The sequence below is a fragment of the Pseudoalteromonas arabiensis genome (genome assembly GCF_001550155.1).
Classification (GTDB): Bacteria; Pseudomonadota; Gammaproteobacteria; order Enterobacterales; family Alteromonadaceae; genus Pseudoalteromonas; species Pseudoalteromonas arabiensis.
Map to the genome: position 1 here is coordinate 62,045 of NZ_LRUF01000019.1, position 19,150 is coordinate 81,194.

The 19,150-nt window shown below is 40.8% G+C and carries 20 protein-coding genes; 10 read left to right on the plus strand and 10 right to left on the minus strand.

The genetic code is table 11. The features are described 5' to 3' along the window. Positions 1-91 precede the first annotated feature (91 nt). Positions 92-571 carry a hypothetical protein gene (locus PAARA_RS08100; RefSeq protein WP_062568538.1) on the plus strand — a complete coding sequence of 160 codons (480 nt, stop codon included), beginning with the start codon at positions 92-94 and terminating at the stop codon, positions 569-571. 238 nt (positions 572-809) lie between these two features. On the opposite strand, the gene PAARA_RS08105 is transcribed toward PAARA_RS08100, so the two are convergent. Both PAARA_RS08105 and PAARA_RS08110 read right to left on the minus strand, forming a co-directional pair. Further along, on the minus strand, positions 810-2,198 hold the full coding sequence (locus PAARA_RS08105) for a HipA domain-containing protein (RefSeq protein ID WP_062568539.1): 1,389 nt from the start codon (positions 2,196-2,198) through the stop codon (positions 810-812). After that, positions 2,182-2,448, minus strand: a complete 267-nt coding sequence (locus tag PAARA_RS08110) for a helix-turn-helix domain-containing protein (protein WP_083515294.1) — start codon at positions 2,446-2,448, stop codon at positions 2,182-2,184. Before PAARA_RS08110 ends, PAARA_RS08105 begins: the two co-directional genes overlap by 17 nt. 615 nt (positions 2,449-3,063) lie before the next feature. Here PAARA_RS08110 and dusA point away from each other — a divergent pair. The 7 genes from dusA to PAARA_RS08145 all read left to right on the plus strand — a co-directional run bounded on the left by dusA (position 3,064) and on the right by PAARA_RS08145 (position 7,895). Beyond that, complete coding sequence (gene dusA, locus PAARA_RS08115) at positions 3,064-4,077, plus strand: tRNA dihydrouridine(20/20a) synthase DusA (protein ID WP_083515284.1); 1,014 nt, start codon at positions 3,064-3,066, stop codon at positions 4,075-4,077. Between the two features lie 236 nt (positions 4,078-4,313). After that, a complete protein-coding gene (locus tag PAARA_RS08120; RefSeq protein ID WP_062568541.1) occupies positions 4,314-4,988 on the plus strand; it encodes a PspA/IM30 family protein in 675 nt (224 codons plus the stop codon). 10 nt (positions 4,989-4,998) lie between these two features. Further along, positions 4,999-5,205: a PspC domain-containing protein gene (locus PAARA_RS08125; protein WP_062568542.1), complete on the plus strand. Its 207-nt coding sequence runs from the start codon at positions 4,999-5,001 to the stop codon at positions 5,203-5,205. Between the two features lie 9 nt (positions 5,206-5,214). Further along, complete coding sequence (locus PAARA_RS08130; protein ID WP_062568543.1) at positions 5,215-5,541, plus strand: hypothetical protein; 327 nt, start codon at positions 5,215-5,217, stop codon at positions 5,539-5,541. Positions 5,542-5,621: 80 nt separating this feature from the next. Next, a complete protein-coding gene (locus PAARA_RS08135; protein WP_062568544.1) occupies positions 5,622-6,128 on the plus strand; it encodes a copper chaperone PCu(A)C in 507 nt (168 codons plus the stop codon). An 8-nt stretch (positions 6,129-6,136) separates the two neighbouring features. After that, entirely contained in the window at positions 6,137-7,123 is a 987-nt protein-coding gene (locus tag PAARA_RS08140; RefSeq protein ID WP_062568545.1) for a DUF2333 family protein, read from the plus strand. 4 nt (positions 7,124-7,127) lie between these two features. Continuing rightward, positions 7,128-7,895: a TIGR04219 family outer membrane beta-barrel protein gene (locus PAARA_RS08145; protein ID WP_062568546.1), complete on the plus strand. Its 768-nt coding sequence runs from the start codon at positions 7,128-7,130 to the stop codon at positions 7,893-7,895. 30 nt (positions 7,896-7,925) lie between these two features. Here PAARA_RS08145 and PAARA_RS08150 read toward each other — a convergent pair whose 3' ends face one another. Beyond that, the gene (locus PAARA_RS08150; RefSeq protein WP_062568547.1) at positions 7,926-8,813 is read right to left on the minus strand and encodes a TIGR03899 family protein; all 888 of its coding nucleotides are present in this window, start codon (positions 8,811-8,813) and stop codon (positions 7,926-7,928) included. Then, complete coding sequence (locus PAARA_RS08155; RefSeq protein ID WP_237114486.1) at positions 8,782-9,267, minus strand: SRPBCC family protein; 486 nt, start codon at positions 9,265-9,267, stop codon at positions 8,782-8,784. Before PAARA_RS08155 ends, PAARA_RS08150 begins: the two co-directional genes overlap by 32 nt. Positions 9,268-9,544: 277 nt before the next feature. On the opposite strand from PAARA_RS08155, the gene PAARA_RS08160 reads away from it, so the two are divergent. Further along, on the plus strand, positions 9,545-11,740 hold the full coding sequence (locus PAARA_RS08160) for a bifunctional diguanylate cyclase/phosphodiesterase (RefSeq protein ID WP_062568549.1): 2,196 nt from the start codon (positions 9,545-9,547) through the stop codon (positions 11,738-11,740). 122 nt (positions 11,741-11,862) lie between these two features. Beyond that, positions 11,863-14,043, plus strand: a complete 2,181-nt coding sequence (locus tag PAARA_RS08165; RefSeq protein WP_062568550.1) for a YgiQ family radical SAM protein — start codon at positions 11,863-11,865, stop codon at positions 14,041-14,043. A 74-nt stretch (positions 14,044-14,117) separates the two neighbouring features. On the opposite strand, the gene mgtE is transcribed toward PAARA_RS08165, so the two are convergent. The 6 genes from mgtE to PAARA_RS08195 form a co-directional block, all read right to left on the minus strand. Next, a complete protein-coding gene (mgtE, locus tag PAARA_RS08170) occupies positions 14,118-15,476 on the minus strand; it encodes a magnesium transporter (protein WP_062568551.1) in 1,359 nt (452 codons plus the stop codon). A gap of 210 nt (positions 15,477-15,686) precedes the next feature. Next, the gene (locus PAARA_RS08175) at positions 15,687-15,959 is read right to left on the minus strand and encodes an HPr family phosphocarrier protein (protein ID WP_062568552.1); all 273 of its coding nucleotides are present in this window, start codon (positions 15,957-15,959) and stop codon (positions 15,687-15,689) included. 13 nt (positions 15,960-15,972) lie between these two features. Next, positions 15,973-16,818: an RNase adapter RapZ gene (rapZ, locus tag PAARA_RS08180; RefSeq protein WP_062568553.1), complete on the minus strand. Its 846-nt coding sequence runs from the start codon at positions 16,816-16,818 to the stop codon at positions 15,973-15,975. After that, a complete protein-coding gene (gene ptsN / locus PAARA_RS08185) occupies positions 16,819-17,271 on the minus strand; it encodes a PTS IIA-like nitrogen regulatory protein PtsN (protein ID WP_062568554.1) in 453 nt (150 codons plus the stop codon). Positions 17,272-17,274: 3 nt separating this feature from the next. Next, the gene (gene hpf / locus PAARA_RS08190) at positions 17,275-17,562 is read right to left on the minus strand and encodes a ribosome hibernation promoting factor (protein WP_062568555.1); all 288 of its coding nucleotides are present in this window, start codon (positions 17,560-17,562) and stop codon (positions 17,275-17,277) included. A 26-nt stretch (positions 17,563-17,588) separates the two neighbouring features. Continuing rightward, a complete protein-coding gene (locus tag PAARA_RS08195) occupies positions 17,589-19,088 on the minus strand; it encodes an RNA polymerase factor sigma-54 (protein ID WP_062568556.1) in 1,500 nt (499 codons plus the stop codon). Between the last annotated feature and the right edge of the window lie 62 nt (positions 19,089-19,150).

The window sequence follows — 19,150 nt, forward strand, 5'->3', positions numbered from 1 at the left end:
TTAAAGTGCATTTTCAGTAATTTAAATTTTGAATTATTGCCTGCTTTTATCTAACTTAAAGGAAGGCAATATAAAATTTAAGGAACAAAGAATGCTCATTAAAAATGTTATTTTATCTATTTTTCTGATTTTTAGTTTAGGCGCTTGCATGGAGCCAACCTATGATAGTGGTAAGCTAAAAGTGATTGAAGTGACCGACCACGATTTTAAAATTAATGGGGAGAGCGCCGTTACGATAATTGTAGGCCATGCTAATGTGGCGGAATACAGCTTTTCTATTCGTAAAAGTGATCTTAAAAAGGGCATACTTTTGCAGTCTGAGTCTGATAACAATTCAAATGTGCGTGCCGATGGTACTTTCTTTAGCGAGTATTACGTACAGTCAAAAGATCATGATACACATGCATCCATTGAAATTGTAGAGATAGATCCTGCCCAGAAAGTTGCTCGCATTGCAGTGGGTGCTAAATTGGTTAATCTGAAAAATGAAGATTATAAAGAGCTTGAAATCACTGTTTTAGAGCTTACAGGCAAAAACCTTGAGCACCTTCTAAACGAAGTGAAAATTTAGTCTTTACATTTTTATTTTATTCATCGAAGAAGTGAGATTGCAGTACACTTCTTCGCCTCTTTTCATCATCTGATCTTCGATTAAGCCATGTGCCGTTTTTCTGTAGCACCCATGTTAGAAAGTAATCATACACGCGAAAAAATCGATTTAATAATATGATTTATAAGTACTTTTATTCGATGTCTACTTATTGTCATGCCACTTTAATGAAATAAATAGAAATAGCTAGAAATCCACACTAAATTAAGTCGCTCATTTCCGTTATTTTATCCACTTCTGAACTTAGCTCTTCAACTGCTTCATCGATGATTTGAATACAGGTATTAACATGCTGTATTTCAGAATCAGTTAACTGCTGTTTAAGCGCATCAGCTTTGGCTAAATCAACAGAGCTTTGCACTTGTTTAATCATTTGCCTCATCAACAATTGCAGACGTGCGAGCGATATTTCGAATTCTTGGGCGAAGTCAGCCAACATGTAAGCGGTAAATGGGTGATTAAAATTACCTGCACTGCCAGAACCATATTCACCTATAGACATCGAAAATTGGTTTGCCATTGGTACTTTAGAATTTTCCTCAGCTTGTCTTGCTTGGATCTCTCGAATAATGGCCTCAATATTTACTAAATCGTAAAATGGCGTAAGACTTAGCCCTTGTTTACCCACAAAGAAACTGATGTTCTTGCCGTGCGCATCATAGTTGCGTACCAAAATATTAAAGGTCATCCAGCGTATAAGTTGTGTTTGGTACGCTTCGGCATTAGTTGTTTGTACATTAAATAGCTTCACAAAAGACACACCATCACGAATATAAATACCGTCGCCTTCATCACCATGTTGACGTTCGTATTTGTATGATGGGGGTAGGTTGGTTGCTTGGCAGCCATCGATAATGTGACGGCGCATAACACGCTGTTGCTCAGTTATTAACTTGCGGTCAAAACGGTCAATCACAAACACACTGACTTCTCCGTATTTTCGTACTGCTACGTTTGGTACATCAATACCCGAATGCTTTGCCAATAACATGGTAAATAACTCATTCACGGCGATAAAAGGTGCTTTTCCCGTTTCAAACTTAAAGATCTTATTGGAGCAAAGCTGGCCTTCACCAAACCCTAATTTGCCCTCAATTTCTAATAAGTTGAGTTTATCTTGTACACCCGCGACTGATAGCCTTGTACGACCATCCCAATAAGTAATAGATTCTCCAGCATTCTTAAAACGAGCTAGCTTTTCGATTAGTTCTTCATTAGTGACTTCTCGAAATGAAGTTTCGGTTTCTTCATTGTTTTGACTTGTAAATGATAACGCGCCAGATGTGTCAGCGCCGATGATCTTGATAAGCCCAAAGGTATTATTTTTGGAGATAGTTGCATTACTAATGATCTCTTCTAACCCTTTACCCTCAGGCAACAAGTTTTGTAAAAAGTTACGGACCGCCCTGTGATCAAACTCACCGTTCAAAGGCAAGTGGGGCGAGATAGCAAAACCCTCTTTGATCCAATCAGGCTCGTAAGTTAAGGTTAATTCGGTTTCAGAGCCTACAGGAATGGTTATTATCGCAATTTTACGACCATGACCGATATAAACGTTCAGAGTATTTAGATCAGTACCAGTCATCACTTACCTCTGTTCCTTCTTTGGAAGTAGCATCATCACAAAGAAGGCTAAATGAAAGACCAAGGTACTCCATTACTTTGAGTAGGTTCGTTAACTTTACATTGGTATTGCCTTTTTCTATTTTCACCAGCGTTGGCTTTGAAATCGATAATGCTTCAGATACATCCACTAAAGACAGCTTCATACCTGTTCGCTTTGCAGTGATTGCTTCAGCGAGCTGAGTCGGGGTAAAGCGTTCTGATAAGTTAGGCATGGCTGTTGCCTTAACCGCCTTACCTGTTCTGTTTGTTTTGGCTAAATTACCCATATAAGTTAATTACTGTTTACTTTTAAAAATAAAGTAATGCTAAATTGGTTATAAGTCAAATATAATTAACTTATAGACTTTAAAAAGCCTTTTTTGCTTTAAAAGTCAGTTATAATTTACTTTTAATTCTCTGTCTAGAAGTCTAGGGACGTTTTAATAGCACTCCTTACTTCTGCACTTTGAGGACCTTTGTAACCTAACGAGTATTCTTGTATCCAATCGTGCGCCTCTCCAATAGAAATAATATGCATTGAATGGATATCATCACTCAAAATTGCATAGGCTACGTCTAATTCGGAAGTGTTTTTTGTCTAGGCTTTCTGCCAGTACTCTTTTACTGAATGTTTTACTTTCGTTGTGTATAATCTTTCCTTTAGATTTCTCGCGTACTACGCACTTGTAGCGGTAGTCGCCTGAAGCAAGACGGCGTTTTTCGATATTGTATGAAGCCATTGAGTAACCCTAAGTTATCGATCAGTCCTACCCCGCGGGGGTGACTATAAGGTGACTGTATATCGAAACTCGCGGCGATTTAAGGTAATTCAAGGCAATTCAGACTATATGAGTAACACACTAAATAAGGGCTCTAGCCCAGTAATAGCAGGTAATACAGGGTTTAGACGGTTTAGCGTGGCACCCATGCTGGATTGGACTGATCGTCACTGTCGAACCTTTCACCGTAAAATGACTAAGCATGCTGTGTTATATACTGAGATGGTGACAACTGGCGCTATTTTATTTGGTAAAGGTGACTACTTACACTTTAATAAGCATGAAGGGCCTGTGGCACTGCAACTTGGTGGCTCTGACCCAGAAGCGTTGGCGAAGTGTGCTAAATTAGCGGCTGAACGCGGCTATCATGAAGTAAATTTAAATGTGGGATGTCCGTCTGATCGCGTTCAAAATGGTCGCTTTGGTGCTTGTTTAATGGCTGAGCCGAAGCTTGTTGCTGACTGCGTTGCAGCAATGAAGGCCGAGGTAACTATTCCTGTTACGGTTAAAACTCGCATTGGTATTGATGAGCAAGACTCGTATGAGTTTTTACGTGCCTTAATAGAAGCAAGTCATGATGTGGGGTGTGATGACTTTATTATTCATGCCCGTAAAGCATGGTTAAATGGTCTAAGTCCAAAAGAAAACCGTGAGATCCCACCTCTAGATTACCCGCGTGTTTATCAGTTGAAAACAGATTACCCACAACTGCACTTAAGCTTAAATGGCGGCGTGAAAACCATCGCTGATAGCATAGCTCATCTTGAGTATGTTGATGGTGTTATGATTGGCCGTGAAGCGTATAGTAATCCATTTATTTTATCTGAAGTGGATGAAAAAATTTATGGTGATGAAGCTTTTATGCTTAATCGTCATCAGGTTGTGCGCGCTATGTATGACTATATTGAAGATGAAATGAGTAACGGCGCTAATTTTTGGCATATTGCTCGTCACATGTTGGGGATTTTCCAAGGGCAACCAGGTGCGCGTGGTTTTAGACGTCATTTGTCTGAGAACGGGCACGGTAAAGCGGCTAACTTATCTGTTATGGATAAAGCCTTAAGTTTTGTCCCAGAAGCCTAATCATATATCTCGTTAAAAAAGCCACATTTTGTGGCTTTTTTTGATCCTAAAATTTGGTGAAAAAGTTAGCTTTTTAGTCAAATTAGTTATTTTTCATTCAGTCACTAGTCAGCCGAAAACTAAACTTAAGTCATTTAACTCTTTGTATTTATTTAATAAATTAATTTTATTTGTTAGTTGGCACAAGAATTGGAATCTCCTAGCTGTATTAACCCAATTATCAACAGGAGAGTCACATGGGTGTATTAAATCGCGTAAATGACATTATTCAGGCAAATCTTTCTGCAGCACTCGATAAAGCGGAAGACCCTGAAAAGTTACTTAATCTACTCGTGCAAGAAATGCAGGATGCACTAACTGAATGCCGTGCAACCGCTGCGACATTTTTAACGCAAGAAAAGCAAATGAAGCGTGAAATAGCTGCAAAACAAACGAAAGTAGCAGACTGGCAAGCGAAAGCAGAAAAAGCGCTGAGTAAAGAGCGTGACGACCTTGCCAAAGCTGCACTAGTAGAAAAGCAGCGCTTAATTACAGAGATTGAAGCGCAGCAAGCTGAAATGGATAAGGTGGCTGAATCACTGTCTAAATTAACTGAAGATTGTCAGCGTTTACAAAACAAGCTTGCAGATGCCAAAGCCAAGCAACTGACCTATATGCAAAAAGAGCGCGTCGTTACAGCACGTTTAAAAGTAAAAGAGCAGTTGCATAGCAATAAGGTGACGGATGCACTAGCGCGTTTTGACTACTTAGAGCAGCGCGTTGAAAACATTGAATCGCAAGTCGAAGCGTACGAGTTAACGCACGCAGATGCTGCCAACTCAACCGCTGCTCAAATCGCTGCCTTAGAGAAAAATGAGGCAATCGATAAAGAGCTTGCTGATTTAAAAACTACGATGAAGCAGTCAGCTTAGGAGGTTAATGATGAACACTTATCATGCATCATCACGTTGGTACCGAGATTTAAGCAATAAGAAAATCTCGGGAGTGTGCAGTGGACTCGCTGCGCGCTTAGGGTTTCCAGTATGGTCTACGCGATTGGTGATGATCATATTACTGATTAATATGCCGCTGTTAATAGGCGTGGGTTATTTAGTTGCTCACTGTTCTTTACCAGTAAAAGGTTACTAGGAGTAGAGCATGAAAACGTTAGCTATCATCGTCTTAGCAATGCTATTGCTGTGTACCGATGCAGTGTCATTCGTATCGTTTGACTCATGGCAGTTGCCGTTATCAATTGCTGATATGAGCTGGGCAGGGCTTGAAGTCATCGGTGCGATAGTGGCAGTGATTGCCGTTGTGGCAGGTGTTGCATTATTCACTATTGGCCTACTTGGCGCTGGTGTTGTTGCTGTGATAGGTGTTGTGCTTGCGTTTCTATTTGGCTCAGTGATGGTTGCATGGCCATTGTTGTTAATCGCCGCATTATGCTGGTTGATTGCTGATAACAAAAAATCAGCGGCTTAGCGCCTTAATAAACTGCCTTAATAAACAAAGTATGCTAAATTTAGCGGGTAAGTTGATGTCTTAACAAGGATTAAAGCACGATGAAGCTGTTACCCGCACTCTCTTTTCTTACTGCAAGTTTACTTTATAGCACTTTTTCATTTGCTCATAGTGGTCATGACCATACTGATAGCGCTGAAATTTCAGTCAGTAATGCGCAAGTCCGTGAGTTTTTACCCGCGAGCAAAGCCAGTGTTGCCTATATGACTATCACAAACCCTAGCAATCATGCTGCTGTTTTAACGAAGGCTGAACTAGATGGTTTGGGGCGCGTTGAAATTCATCAGCATACACATGTGGATGGCATGATGAAAATGGAGCAGGTTTTATCATTAGAGATTGATGCCCACAGCAGCGTTGAGTTTAAACCTGGGGGGTATCATTTGATGGTGTTTGAGCCAGAAGATAAGCTACAAGCAGGGCAAGAACGAAAACTCACGCTATATTTTAAAGATGGAAATCGCGTTTTTACTCAAGCTAAAGTTGTATCTTTACAAACAATGACAGAAGAAAAACCGCAAAAAAGTAAAGAGCACTCACATCACTAGGAGATAATATGTCTGAACACAAAGGAAAAATAGCCAGTGCGTTGCTTATAATTTTAATTATTTTTTATGCAATTGCCGTTTATTGGAGTAGTGAGCCTGCTCGTATGGATGTGGTAAGCAAGGCGAAGCAAGAAGCACAAATGCGCGGCGATAAATTTGTGACGGGCTATACCACGACAAGCACACTGATCAACGTTGCTGATACACTGTTAAATAAACCGGGTGGTTATCTATCTAATGATATTATGCCACCGAGTGTAATGATGGATAATATGCCTGCATGGGAATATGGCGCGCTTGAGATGACGCGAGACTTAGTGTTGTCGATGCGAAAAGATTTTAGCCGTTCACAATCTCAATCAACAGAACATGCAGCACTTAAAAAGGCACAACCACAATTTAATATTAGCTCTGAGGCGTGGGCATGGCCTAGTGCAGAAGCAGAGTATCAAAAAGGTATCAATTACCTCATTGTTTACCGTAGCCAAATTGCCGACCAAAATGACAGAGACAGTCAATTTTATGCTCGTGCAGATAACTTGCGTAGCTGGCTAAAAGAGGCTGAGAAGCGCCTTGGTAGCTTAAGCCAACGATTAAGTGCCAGTGTCGGTCAAGAACGTTTAAACACAGACTTAGCCGGCGATACAGCGGCTCATCAAGCAACGTACACGCCATTGCAAAATCAAGTGAAAACATCTTGGTGGCAAATTGATGATGTATTTTATGAATCGCGAGGTGCAACATGGGCATTACTGCACTTTTTACAAGCGGTGGAGTATGATTTTGCCGATGTACTAGAAAAGAAAAATGCTCGAGTGAGCCTGCAGCAAATTATTCGTGAATTAGAGGCTACACAAGAAACAGTGTGGAGCCCGATGATTCTCAATGGCAGTGGGTTTGGCTTTGTAGCAAACCATTCACTGGTGATGGCAAATTATATTTCGCGAGCCAATGCGGCTCTAATTGAACTTAGCGAACTTTTAGCGCAAGGATAAAATGATGAAAAAGTACTGTTTAGCGGCCGCGCTGTCGATGGCCTGTTTAGCACCTACAGCACAAGCTGATACTTTATTGGGCCTGTACTTGGGTGTTGATGGCTGGCGGTCAGATAATAGTGGTAGTTTTGCTCAAAACGACAACTTACAAAACTTTAATTATGATGATGAGACATTCATTAGTTATTACGCGGCACTAGAGCATCCCGTACCTTTAGTTCCTAACTTTAAATTTAAGTACACTGAGCTTGAGCTAAATGGCTCAACAACCTTAGATGATACGTTTAGTTTTGGTGATGCTGATTACGTTGTTGGTACGCAAGTAGGCACGGTGAGTGATTTATCTCATATCGATTATATTCTTTATTACGAGATTTTTGATAATGATCTCGTTTCGATTGATTTAGGCTTAAACGCTAAGCAATTTGATGGTGATATCGTTGTCACTGGTACGTCACAAAATGGTGGCCCTGCATCAACAGAACGTGTTGATTTTTCTGGCTTCGTTCCTTTAGTTTACGGTCGTGCGGAAGTGGGTTTGCCACTGACAGGTATGAGCGTTTTCTTTGAAGGAAGTATGCTTGCGATTGATGATAGCAAAGTACAAGACTACCAAGTGGGTATCGCGTATGCGTTACTTGATAATCTTGCGATTGATTTAGACGTTAAAGCCGGTTACCGCTCAATGACCTTAGAACTTGATGATGTTGATGATATTTATACAGATATTGATGCATCAGGCCCATTTGCGGGTATTCAAGTACACTTCTAAGTACTTTACTTAGTAAAAGCAGCTGGCAGGTTATTTGGTTACTTGCCAGCTAGTTTCGAATTCCTCTTCCAACGATGTAGATACTATTTGCTTGTAGGCCTTGTTAACAGGTGAAGCGATAAGTTTTCTTAGCTCATCCCCCGTTTGTGTAAATTTATAATAGCTCAGTACTAAGTCATTACTTTTTGCTTTTAGGGTTAGGCGCTGATGCATAAAGCTTAAATTAAACTCTTGTCCGGCCTTTAAAACAGCCGATTCGATCTCTTTTCGGTATAACAGGTTAATATCCATCAGTGTCAAAATATCAGGAAAACTGATAGGTGTTTTACCTAAGTTTAATGACACCTTGTTACCTTTACGTAGTAAATCAAACAAGGAAGGCTTTTTATAAAAGCCCAACAAAATAAGGTTGCTGTTATCTTTTTCATTAAAACCACATAGCGACGTGCAGCGCTGAAGTGCGTCAGCTTCACGCTGAGTCATATGCTTGAGTGTTTGCAGGCTTTTTATGGAAAAAGTACCAGGCGAAACAGTTTCACCTGCCAATATCTTAGCCCAGAGCTTTTGCATTGAAGTATTGGCCGTATCTTCGCATAAACTTATGAAACGCTCTATCCAATCCGAGTCAGGTTGATGGCGTCCTGTTACATCAGGGCAAAAGCCCATTGCCATAGCCATGATTGTTTCTATGTTTTCTTGGCGTTTAATAAATTGAATCTCTTGACGAGTGTGAGCTCGCTCTAATAAGCCGACATCAGCCTTTATTTTGTAGGGAAGTTGTTGTTGCCCTTGTGAAGAATAGCTATCACTGTCTAGGTTATTAATTCTTGCAGAAGGGGACTTATGAATAGAATACCCGAGTTGGTTTTCTATAATATTGGCAAGGTTAACTCTTGCTTGTGCCGTTTTGACTGTCATCGCTGGCATTGGCCTTGTTGGTAGTGGTTAATTGCGCATGTGTTTTTATATTATTAAGCGCAAGCTTTACCGTGTTGTTAAGTATGTATTGGCTTAAAAGGGCAAGGTAGCCACCTATAATTGGGGTGTTTACCTCACCATGAAGCGTGCATATGATTTCAACATCATTGCCTTGATTTAAGTAACGAATAGAACCTCGAGCAATGTGTTCTTGGTTAAATAAAATGTTGAAGCTCATTCCTTCGTCGTTCATTTGTGTAATTGTCATTTCACCCGCTCCCCAGCGACTATCCCAAAATTGATGGGCGCCGACACCTTGACTTGGTTCTGCTATTGTAAACTGAATACTCGGATCGACTGCTTCCCAAGGTTGCCATTGTGGCCATTGGTTCAAGTCCGTAACGAGCGAGGCAATATCGTCACGCTTAGCGGTGACTGTTATTGCTTTATTCACAGTATATTGCTGTGCAAGCATCAGCCCAATTACTAAAATTATAAGGGCACATATAAACAGTGTCTTTATACACAGAACGAAGAGTTTAATAATCTCACCTCAGGTAATAATTTTATAGCTTTCATAACATTATACGTATCATAGACTATAATCTACACAATATAAGTTATCAGCAATGTATCATAGTCAAATTAAGTGGTAGAATTTTCCATCAAGGCTGTAAAATGGGACGGAACCATCGTTGCAGTTTTTAGATGGGTAGTCTAAGGAATTATTAATGGCATCAGAGAGTAACGACTTTTTATTTAGTGATCAGGATGATGAACAGCCGTTAGAGGAGTCTGTTTCGGATTTTTGGGATGTGTTAATCGTTGATGATGACCCAGAAATACATTCTGTTACTAAACTTGCCCTCTCTGGTGTAGAGTTTTGGGATAAAACGTTACGCTTTCATCACGCCTACTCAGGAGCCGAGGCGCTCACTGTCCTTAAAGAAAACCTATCAATTTCTGTTGTATTACTTGATGTTGTGATGGAGTCTGATGATGCAGGCTTGCAGGTGGTTAAACAAGTTCGCGAATGCCTAAATAACCATAACGTACGCATTATTTTACGAACAGGACAACCAGGTTATGCCCCAGAAGAAAAGGTAATTCGTGAGTATGATATTAATGATTACAAGACGAAAACAGAATTAACACGTAGTAAGCTGATTACATCACTGGTTACTGCTATTCGCTCCTATGAGCAAGTTTGTCAACTTGAGTTTCAAAGTCGTGCGCTGAATAACATTCTTTATGCTTCAAAAGCTATTTTAGGGTTTACTGATATTAAAGCATTTACGATGGCTGTGATTAAACAGTTATCGTTTATTTTAGATTGTGAGCCGAAAGGGGTCGTGTGTGGCTCCTTAGAAGATGATAATCAAATATGTGTGTTAGGGGGCTGTGCAGAATATAACAGTTTTATTGGACAAGGTATTGAACAACTTGATGATGGTCGCATTATTTTACAAGTTAAAAATTGCCTAGAGCAGTCACAGCACCAACATACAGATATCGATAGCACTTACTTACTGAAAAGTAAAAACCGTCAAGCAGCAATCTACTTGGAAACAGAGCATATTCCAAGCCCGTCACAACTTCAGTTTGCTGAAATATTCCTCACCAACGTCAGTGTAGGATTAGATAATGTGCGTTTATTTAATCGACTGCGTGATGCTGCCTATAAAGATATCTTAACGGGCCTGTCTAACCGCAATGATTTTATGAACAAAATTGAACGCTTCTACCAGCCAAATAAAAATGATTACGTATTTTTATTAATAGATGTTGCGCATTTTTCAGATATAAACAATGGCTTAGGTCAAGAAATTGGCAACCTGTTATTAATGGCCATCGTTGAAAGGCTTGAGCAAGAATACCCTAATGCAGAGCTAATATCGCGTATTGGTGCGGATGTGTTTGGTTTACTATTGCCAAAAGAGCAGTATGATCTTGAGCTACTTCGAGAGCATTTGAGTTTGCCATTCAATGCAGGAGAACATATTTTACCTATTAATTTTAAAATAGGTTTATGTAACCAAAGTGATTTTCAGCAAGCAGGGATCGAGACTTTAAAACTAGGTTATATCGCGCTAAACCAAGCTAAAAAGCAGTCAATGGAAGCTGTGGTAACTTATACGCCTGATATGGAAGAAAAAATGGCGTGGCGATTAGGAATTATTAGACAGTTACGTCAAGACTTTGAGCAACGTAAACTAGAAGTATGGTTTCAGCCACAACTTGATTTAACGACCCTTAAGATTATTGGCTGTGAGGCATTGTTGCGTTGGCCCTCTGGTAATGGTCAATATATTTCTCCGGCTATTTTTGTGCCTATGGCCGAAGATGCTGGCTTAATTGTTGATATTGGCCAATGGGTACTTGAACAAGCATGTATGCAGCAAAAGCGACTTGAAGCCATGGGCATCGAAATTAGTATAGCGGTTAATGTGTCAGTGCCTCAGTTTAAAGTGAAAGGTTACGCGCAGCAGGTAAAAGATACATTAAATCAATACCAAGTTAAGCCGCAATTTATAGAGTTAGAAGTAACAGAAAGCGTGGTTATGGACGAACTTGCAAGTGTCATTACCACCTTAAAAGAATTGAAAGAGTTTGGCATAGAGATTGCGATTGATGATTTCGGTACTGGTTTTTCATCACTCAGTTATTTACAACAACTCCCGTTAGATCGGTTAAAAATTGATAGGGCATTTGTCAAAGACTTACCAGATAAAGATAGTGAAGCAATTGCAGCGTTAATTATTTCTTTAGGTGCAAGACTCGGCTTGAAAACCATCGCAGAAGGGGTGGAAACACAAGCTCAAGCTGATTATCTTCTAGAGCTTGGCTGTGATGAAGTACAAGGCTTTATGTATGCTAAGCCTATGCCAGAAAAAGAGTTAATAACGTATTTGCAAGCCAAGCATTAAGTGGCTCTTTAAAAAATGCACCCACATGCTAACGCCCTTCAAATTGAAGGGCGTTTTGTTTTCTATAATAATGACTCATAGTGGGGTATAATTCGCCCCCTTTTGGTAGCAGAGTACGTTTTATGAGCGCATTAAAAGCCGAGCGCGGCCTGTTTTCTTACCCTAAATATTGGGCCGAATGCTATGGCACAGCGCCATTTTTACCCACTACTCGCGCTGAGATGGATGCGTTGGGCTGGGATAGCTGTGACATTATTATCGTCAGCGGTGATGCGTATGTTGATCATCCTAGCTTTGGTATGGCGGTGATTGGTCGCATGCTTGAATCACAGGGGTTTCGTGTTGGTATCATTGCCCAGCCTGATTGGAACTCTAAAGATGCTTTTATGGCATTAGGTAAGCCTAACTTATTCTTTGGTGTAACCGCGGGTAACATGGACTCAATGATCAACCGTTATACCGCAGAAAAGCGTATGCGTCATGATGATGCTTATACACCAGGTAACATAGGCGGTAAACGTCCTGACCGTGCGGTGGTTGTATATAGCCAACGTTGTCGCGAGGCCTATAAAGACGTGCCGTTGATCATCGGTGGTATTGAGGCGAGTTTACGTCGAATTGCTCATTATGATTACTGGCAAGAAAAAGTACGTCGAAGTGTGTTGTTTGATGCCAAAGCCGACATTTTAATTTACGGTAATGCTGAGCGTCCATTAGTTGAGGTTGCCCACCGCATCGCTGGTGGCGAAGCCATAGAGACTATTCAAGATATCCGCGGTACTGCGGTTATTCGTAAAGAGCCTTTACCTGGCTGGCGTGGTAGTGATTCCACTGCCATCGATAAAATCGGTAAGATTGATCCAATTCCAAATCCGTATGGTGCCGATGATGTTGGTTGTAGTAAGTCTGAGTTTAAACAAGCGGGTATTGATTTAACCGCCGAGGCTGCTAAACCAATTACTATTCAACCTGCACGGCCTAAGCCATGGGAAAAGACATACGTAAAGTTGCCAGCGTATGAGCAAGTGAGTGTGAATAAACCACTTTATGCCCATGCATCGCGTATTTTACACCAAGAAACAAACCCAGGCTGTGCGCGTGCGTTATTTCAGCGTCATGGCGATCGTTCTATTTGGGTCAATCCGCCTGCATTCCCACTTGAAACAGAAGAGATGGATGGGGTATTCGGTTTACCCTATCAGCGTATTCCACATCCAAGTTATGGTGATGAGAAAATCCCTGCCTACGAGATGATCAAAACCTCAGTGAATATTATGCGTGGTTGTTTCGGCGGCTGTTCATTCTGTTCGATTACTGAACATGAAGGACGCATTATCCAAAGTCGTTCTGAGCAATCTATCATTGATGAAATTGAGCAAATTCGTGACAAAGTGCCAGGTTTTACAGGGGTTATTTCTGATTTAGGTGGGCCGACAGCGAATATGTATAAGTTACGCTGTAAGAGTAAAAAAGCAGAAAGTACGTGTCGTCGTTTATCCTGTGTATACCCTGATATTTGTAAGCACATGGACACTGATCACACGCCAACTATCGAACTTTATAAAAAGGCTCGTGACGTTAAAGGCGTGAAGAAGATTTTAATTGCCTCTGGCGTTCGTTATGACTTAGCAGTTGAAGATCCTCGTTACGTAAAAGAGTTAGTTACTCACCATGTTGGTGGTTACTTGAAAATAGCCCCAGAGCATACTGAAGATGGCCCGCTCTCTAAAATGATGAAGCCAGGTATGGGTGCCTATGATAAGTTTAAAGAATTATTTGATAAGTATTCGAAAGAAGCGGGTAAGAAGCAGTACTTGATCCCGTATTTTATTTCTGCTCATCCAGGCACCAAAGACGAAGATATGGTGAACATGGCGTTGTGGTTAAAGAGTAATGACTTTAAACTTGATCAAGTGCAGAATTTTTATCCATCACCCATGGCCAATGCAACAACGATTTATCATACTGAGATGAACTCGCTGCGTAATATTAAAAACAATACTGAGCAAGTAGCTGTGCCAAAAGGTGCACGCCAGCGTCGCTTACATAAGGCTATATTGCGTTATCATGATCCAGCAGGTTGGCCAATGATCCGTGAAGCGCTGAAAAAAATGGGTAAGGCGAACTTAATTGGTAAAGGACCAAATTGCTTGATACCTGAAGAGAGCCGCAATGAGAAAGCAGCGAAAGGAAAGGGCGGTAAAGGCCGTGCAGCACTGACACGTCACACTGGTTTTAGCCAGTTTAAAAAGGCCAATACTAAACCTAGAGTTGGTAAAAATAAGCAGCGTGCAAGTAAATAGAAATAAAAACGGCCCTAGAAGGGCCGTTTTTATTTATACCAATTCGCTTAATTAAGTATTATTGCGAATTGGTATTAGATCAACAACCAGGTTGCGGTGCCTAAAAAGGCAAAAATGCCCACAATATCGGTGACGGTGGTCAGCACGACACTGCCTGCAAGAGCAGGGTCAATTTTCATTTTCTTTAAGATCAAAGGAATGCTCGCACCAGCAATACCTGCTGCAACGAGATTCATAAACATCGCAAAGGCAAGCACCGCACCGAGCTTAAAGTCCCACTGCCAGAGTGCGACAACACCGGCGATTAATATCGACCAAATAACACCATTTAGCGCCCCAATCGCGAGTTCTTTGAGTAATAAAAAGCGTTGGTTGGTTTGATTAATATGGCCAACGGCTATACCACGAATAACTAAAGTAAGTGTTTGGCTACCAGCAACTCCCCCCATTGAAGGCACAATTCCATTAAGTACCGCAAGGATTGGTAAGATTGCTAAGGTGTTTTCAAAGAAGCTTGCAACGATGGCAGCTAACAATGCGGTTAATAGGTTCACCCCAAGCCAAATAGAGCGACGCTGCGAGCTTTTCAGAACGGGTGCAAAGGTGTCTTCTTCATCATCAAGACCCGCAAGGCTAAGCATGCTATGCTCTGCATCTTCACGAATGACGTCAACGATGTCATCGATGGTTATACGACCAAGCAAGTGGGCGTTATCATCCACAACAGGCGCTGAAATCCAGTTATGACGCTCGAATAGTTGAGCAACATCACTTTCGTCCATCGAAATGAGAATAGACTCACATTCTTCATCCATTAAATCGCGAACAATTTTGTCTGATGGGCTGGTTAAAAGTGTTGTTAATGACAAGGCACCTAAAAAGCAATTATGTTTATCAACCACGTACAGATCATCTGTACCTTCAGGTAGCTCACCACGTAGACGTAAATAACGCAGTACAACGTCTAATGTGACATCGGGGCGAATAGTGACGGTATCACTATTCATTAGTGCGCCTGCAGAGCGCTCCTGATAAGAAAGTGCTTGGGTCGCTCTTTCTCTATCTTGCGTATCCATAGCCCCGACAACATCTTGATAAACAGTATCAGGTAAGCTACGAAGTACTTCACCTAAGTCATCATCGTCCATGTCCTCAGTTGCGGCGGCAATATGCTCAGGTTCCATCTGGGCAATAATGCCAAGGCGTACATCTTCTGAAAGCTCTTCAAGTACGTCACCACGTACATCTGGATCAACGAGTTGCCACAACATGCGGCGGATTTTATGAGGAGATGACTCAAGTAACAGTGCTGTATCGCAAGGTGCTGTTTTAGCTAGCATACCGCGCACTTGAACAAATTGACCACTATTAAGTGACTTGGTCACCTGTTTAAGTTGTTGTAGTGGGTAATCTTGTTCAAAGGCTTCTGGCATTGGCGTCCTTACAACTAAAAAAGTGAGCTCTGGCTAAATAAATACAGCATAGTTGCACAATAATAAATTTGCTGAGTTATCGTTTAAAGCAACCATTATATTAAGAATATTTGTTATATAAGATGAACGAATGACTTAAAAGTAAGATATTTAAGAGGAATTTAAATACCTAAGTTAAGTTTAACGCAAATCTTTCGTGCTTAGCAAATGCTATTCTTGCTCATGAAAGCGTTGTGCTATTAATTCACCTATTGCATTAAGTGCAGCAGTTGCATCAGGGCCTTCGCATACAACGCGTACTTCTTTACCTTGGCTGCTTTCTAATAACATTAGAGCAAGTACACTGTCACCTTCAGCTTCTTTGTCATCTTGATATAACATAATTTTAGCATCAAATTGAAGTGCAAGTTGTGCAAGTACAGTTGCTGCCCGAGCGTGTAAGCCAAGTTTGTTTTGAATTAAAAACGTATTTTCAGCATACATGTTAAAGCCCTTATTATAAGTCTTGCTCACGATGGCGAATTTTTACATTCGCATGGCTTTTCGCGAAACTTTCACCAATCGTCTGTGCTAAGTAAACCGAGCGATGCTGTCCACCTGTGCAGCCAATTGCGATCGTTAAATAGCTGCGGTTATTACGTTCAAGGTGTGGTAACCACGTTTGCACAAAGGTTTGAATCTGCCAAGTAAATTTTTGCACTATGCTATGGCTTGCAAGGTAATCTTTAACTGGTTGGTCGAGACCCGTAAGTGGCTTAAGATCTGGCTCCCAGTGTGGGTTTGGTAAAAAGCGTGCATCAAATACATAGTCAGCTTCTTTCGGGATACCATGCTTAAAGCCAAATGACATAAAGGTAATAATAAGCTTTTTGTCTTTTTTACCGAGAATCTTCTCACGAATTGACTCTGCTAGCTGATGTACACTTAAATCCGTTGTGTCGATCATAAAGTCGGCGCGGGTAATTAGTACATCGAGCAGTATTTTTTCTTGCTTAATTGCTAAATCGAGTGGTAAAGAATCTAAAGAAAGCGGATGTAAACGTCTTGTCTCAGAGAAACGTCTAATGAGTGTTTGATCATCACTATCAAGGTAAAATAAGGTTGGATTGGCGAAACCTGGCAAGTATTCAAGAATATCATTAAATTCTTGTTGCTCTTTTGGCAGGTTACGTACGTCGATACTGACTGCTATTTTGTCGTAATTATCAGAGACGCTGCGCACTAGCGAAGGTAATAGGTTTACAGGAATATTATCAACGCAATAATAACCAAGATCCTCAAGGACTCGTAAAGCGACTGATTTACCTGAGCCAGAACGGCCACTGATAATAATTAATTCCATTTATGCCTCTGATGCAATAACTTGAAACAGTTCCTGATCGGTTTTAGCGCTGCGTAACTGTTTACAAAATTCTTTGTCTTTTAGTCTATCAGCAATTGTTGATAAGGTCTTTAAATGAAGTTGGCAGTCTCCATCAGGTACGATGAGTGCAACAAAAATATCAACAGGGCGGTTGTCAATTGCATCAAAGTTAATTGGAGATTCGCTCACTATAATAAACGCATGCGGTTTATCAGCACCTGACATACGACCATGCGGAATAGCAATACCTCTACCAATTCCTGTGCTCCCCAATTTTTCTCGATTGAGTAAAGCATTAAGAATATCTTGCTGCGATAGATGAGGAAGCTGCTCATGAGCGAGTTCGCTGATAAATTCGAGAATTCTTTTTTTGCTATTAAAAAGGACCGCAGCTTTGCTGCAGTCCTGGCTAGTAAGTGAACTAAGTTTCATAATTTAGTGTCGAGCTAATTTCTCTTTGTGTTTAATTACTTGGCGATCAAGCTTATCAATTAGCGAGTCGATGGCCGCGTACATATCTTGATGCTCTGTAGAGGCAAACAGTTCGCCTCCGTTTACATGTAAAGTTGCTTCTGCTTTTTGACTTAATTTTTCTACGTCTAAAATGACATGAACATTATTAATATGATCAAAATGCCTTTCTAGTTTCGCAAACTTGGTGTTTACATAGTCTTTTAATGAATCTGTGATTTCTACATGACGACCAGTTAGGTTTAGTTGCATAAGCATTTTCCTTCTATGTAAAACGTCTAAATCAAGCTTTTACGCTGATTAGACGGCGGTATTGCTAGAGACTCTCGGTATTTTGCAATTGTACGTCTAGCTACTTTAATTCCTTGCTCAGCCAATATATCTGCAATCTTACTATCACTCAATGGCTTCGCTGAGTTTTCTGCGGCAATAAGCTTTTTGATTAAAGCGCGTATTGCCGTTGATGAACACTCGCCACCATTTTCTGTGCTGACGTGGCTTGAGAAGAAATATTTCAACTCAAAAATACCCCTTGGGGTATGCATATATTTTTGCGTTGTAACCCGTGAAATCGTCGATTCATGCATTTCGACCATTTCAGCGACATCATTTAGCACCATCGGTTTCATCGCCTCAGGGCCGTGTTCAAAGAAAGCCTGTTGTTGTTGAACAATACAGTTCGTTACTTTTAATAAAGTATCATTCCGGCTCTCTAAGCTTTTAATAAACCACTTAGCTTCTTGCAGATGAGAGCGAATAAACTGACTGTCGCTGCTTGATTTTACAGAGCGTGACATAGCCGCATATTGGCTATTCACTCTGATCTTTGGCATACAGTCAGGGTTAAGCTCAACGACCCAACGACCTTTTACTTTTTTTACTGATACGTCGGGTATGACGTATTCAGACTCTTCACGTACGATGCTATCCGCGGGCTTAGGGTTCAAGCTATGGATAAGCGTCATGACTTCTTTTAGCTCGTTTTCTTTAAGCTTAGTCTTTTTCATCAAAGTACGATAGTCGCGACTTGCTAATAATTCGATGTGCTCAGATAAAACCATTTTAGTTTCAGCCAAATAAGGTGTATCTGCATCGAATTGACGAAGTTGAATACATAGGCACTCTTGTAAACTGCGAGCACCAATGCCGACAGGATCAAATAGCTGTATTCTTTTTAGGACCGCTTCGACTTCATCAAGTTCTATTTCTTCTTCTTCATCATCGTTTTGATTAAAGCTTTCAACAATATCCTCACAACTGACGGTTAAAATACCTGAGTCATCAATAGCTTCGACTATAGCAACAGCAATTGCTTCATCAGTTGGACTAAATGGGGTCAACTGTAGTTGCCACATCAGATATTCGTGGAGAGTTTCGGTTGACGCACCTTGATAAATAGACTCATCTTCTGGCATTGGCCCTGAAGAGGTTGAAGGAGCTGCACTCATGTACTCATCCCACGTGACGTCCATTGCTAGGTCGTCACTAACGGTATCTTTATTGAGTGCATCACTGCTTTCTTGCTCGTACTCACTTGGTGCTTCTTCTGCCGTAGCAGTGACTTGTGAATCATCAGAGTCAGATTTTTGTTCGTTTTTACCGATTGCGTCTTCACTGTAATCCGCTTCTTCCACTTCAAGTAGAGGATTACTATCAAGCGCTTCTTGTATTTCTTGCTGGAGATCCAATGTACTAAGTTGCAATAAGCGAATGGCTTGTTGCAGTTGTGGAGTCATTGTAAGTTGCTGGCCCATGCGCAGCTGTAATGATTGCCTCATGTATCCCTAACAATCCTTTTTAAATCATTTATTGATACTACTTTGAGTCAATATCAATATGT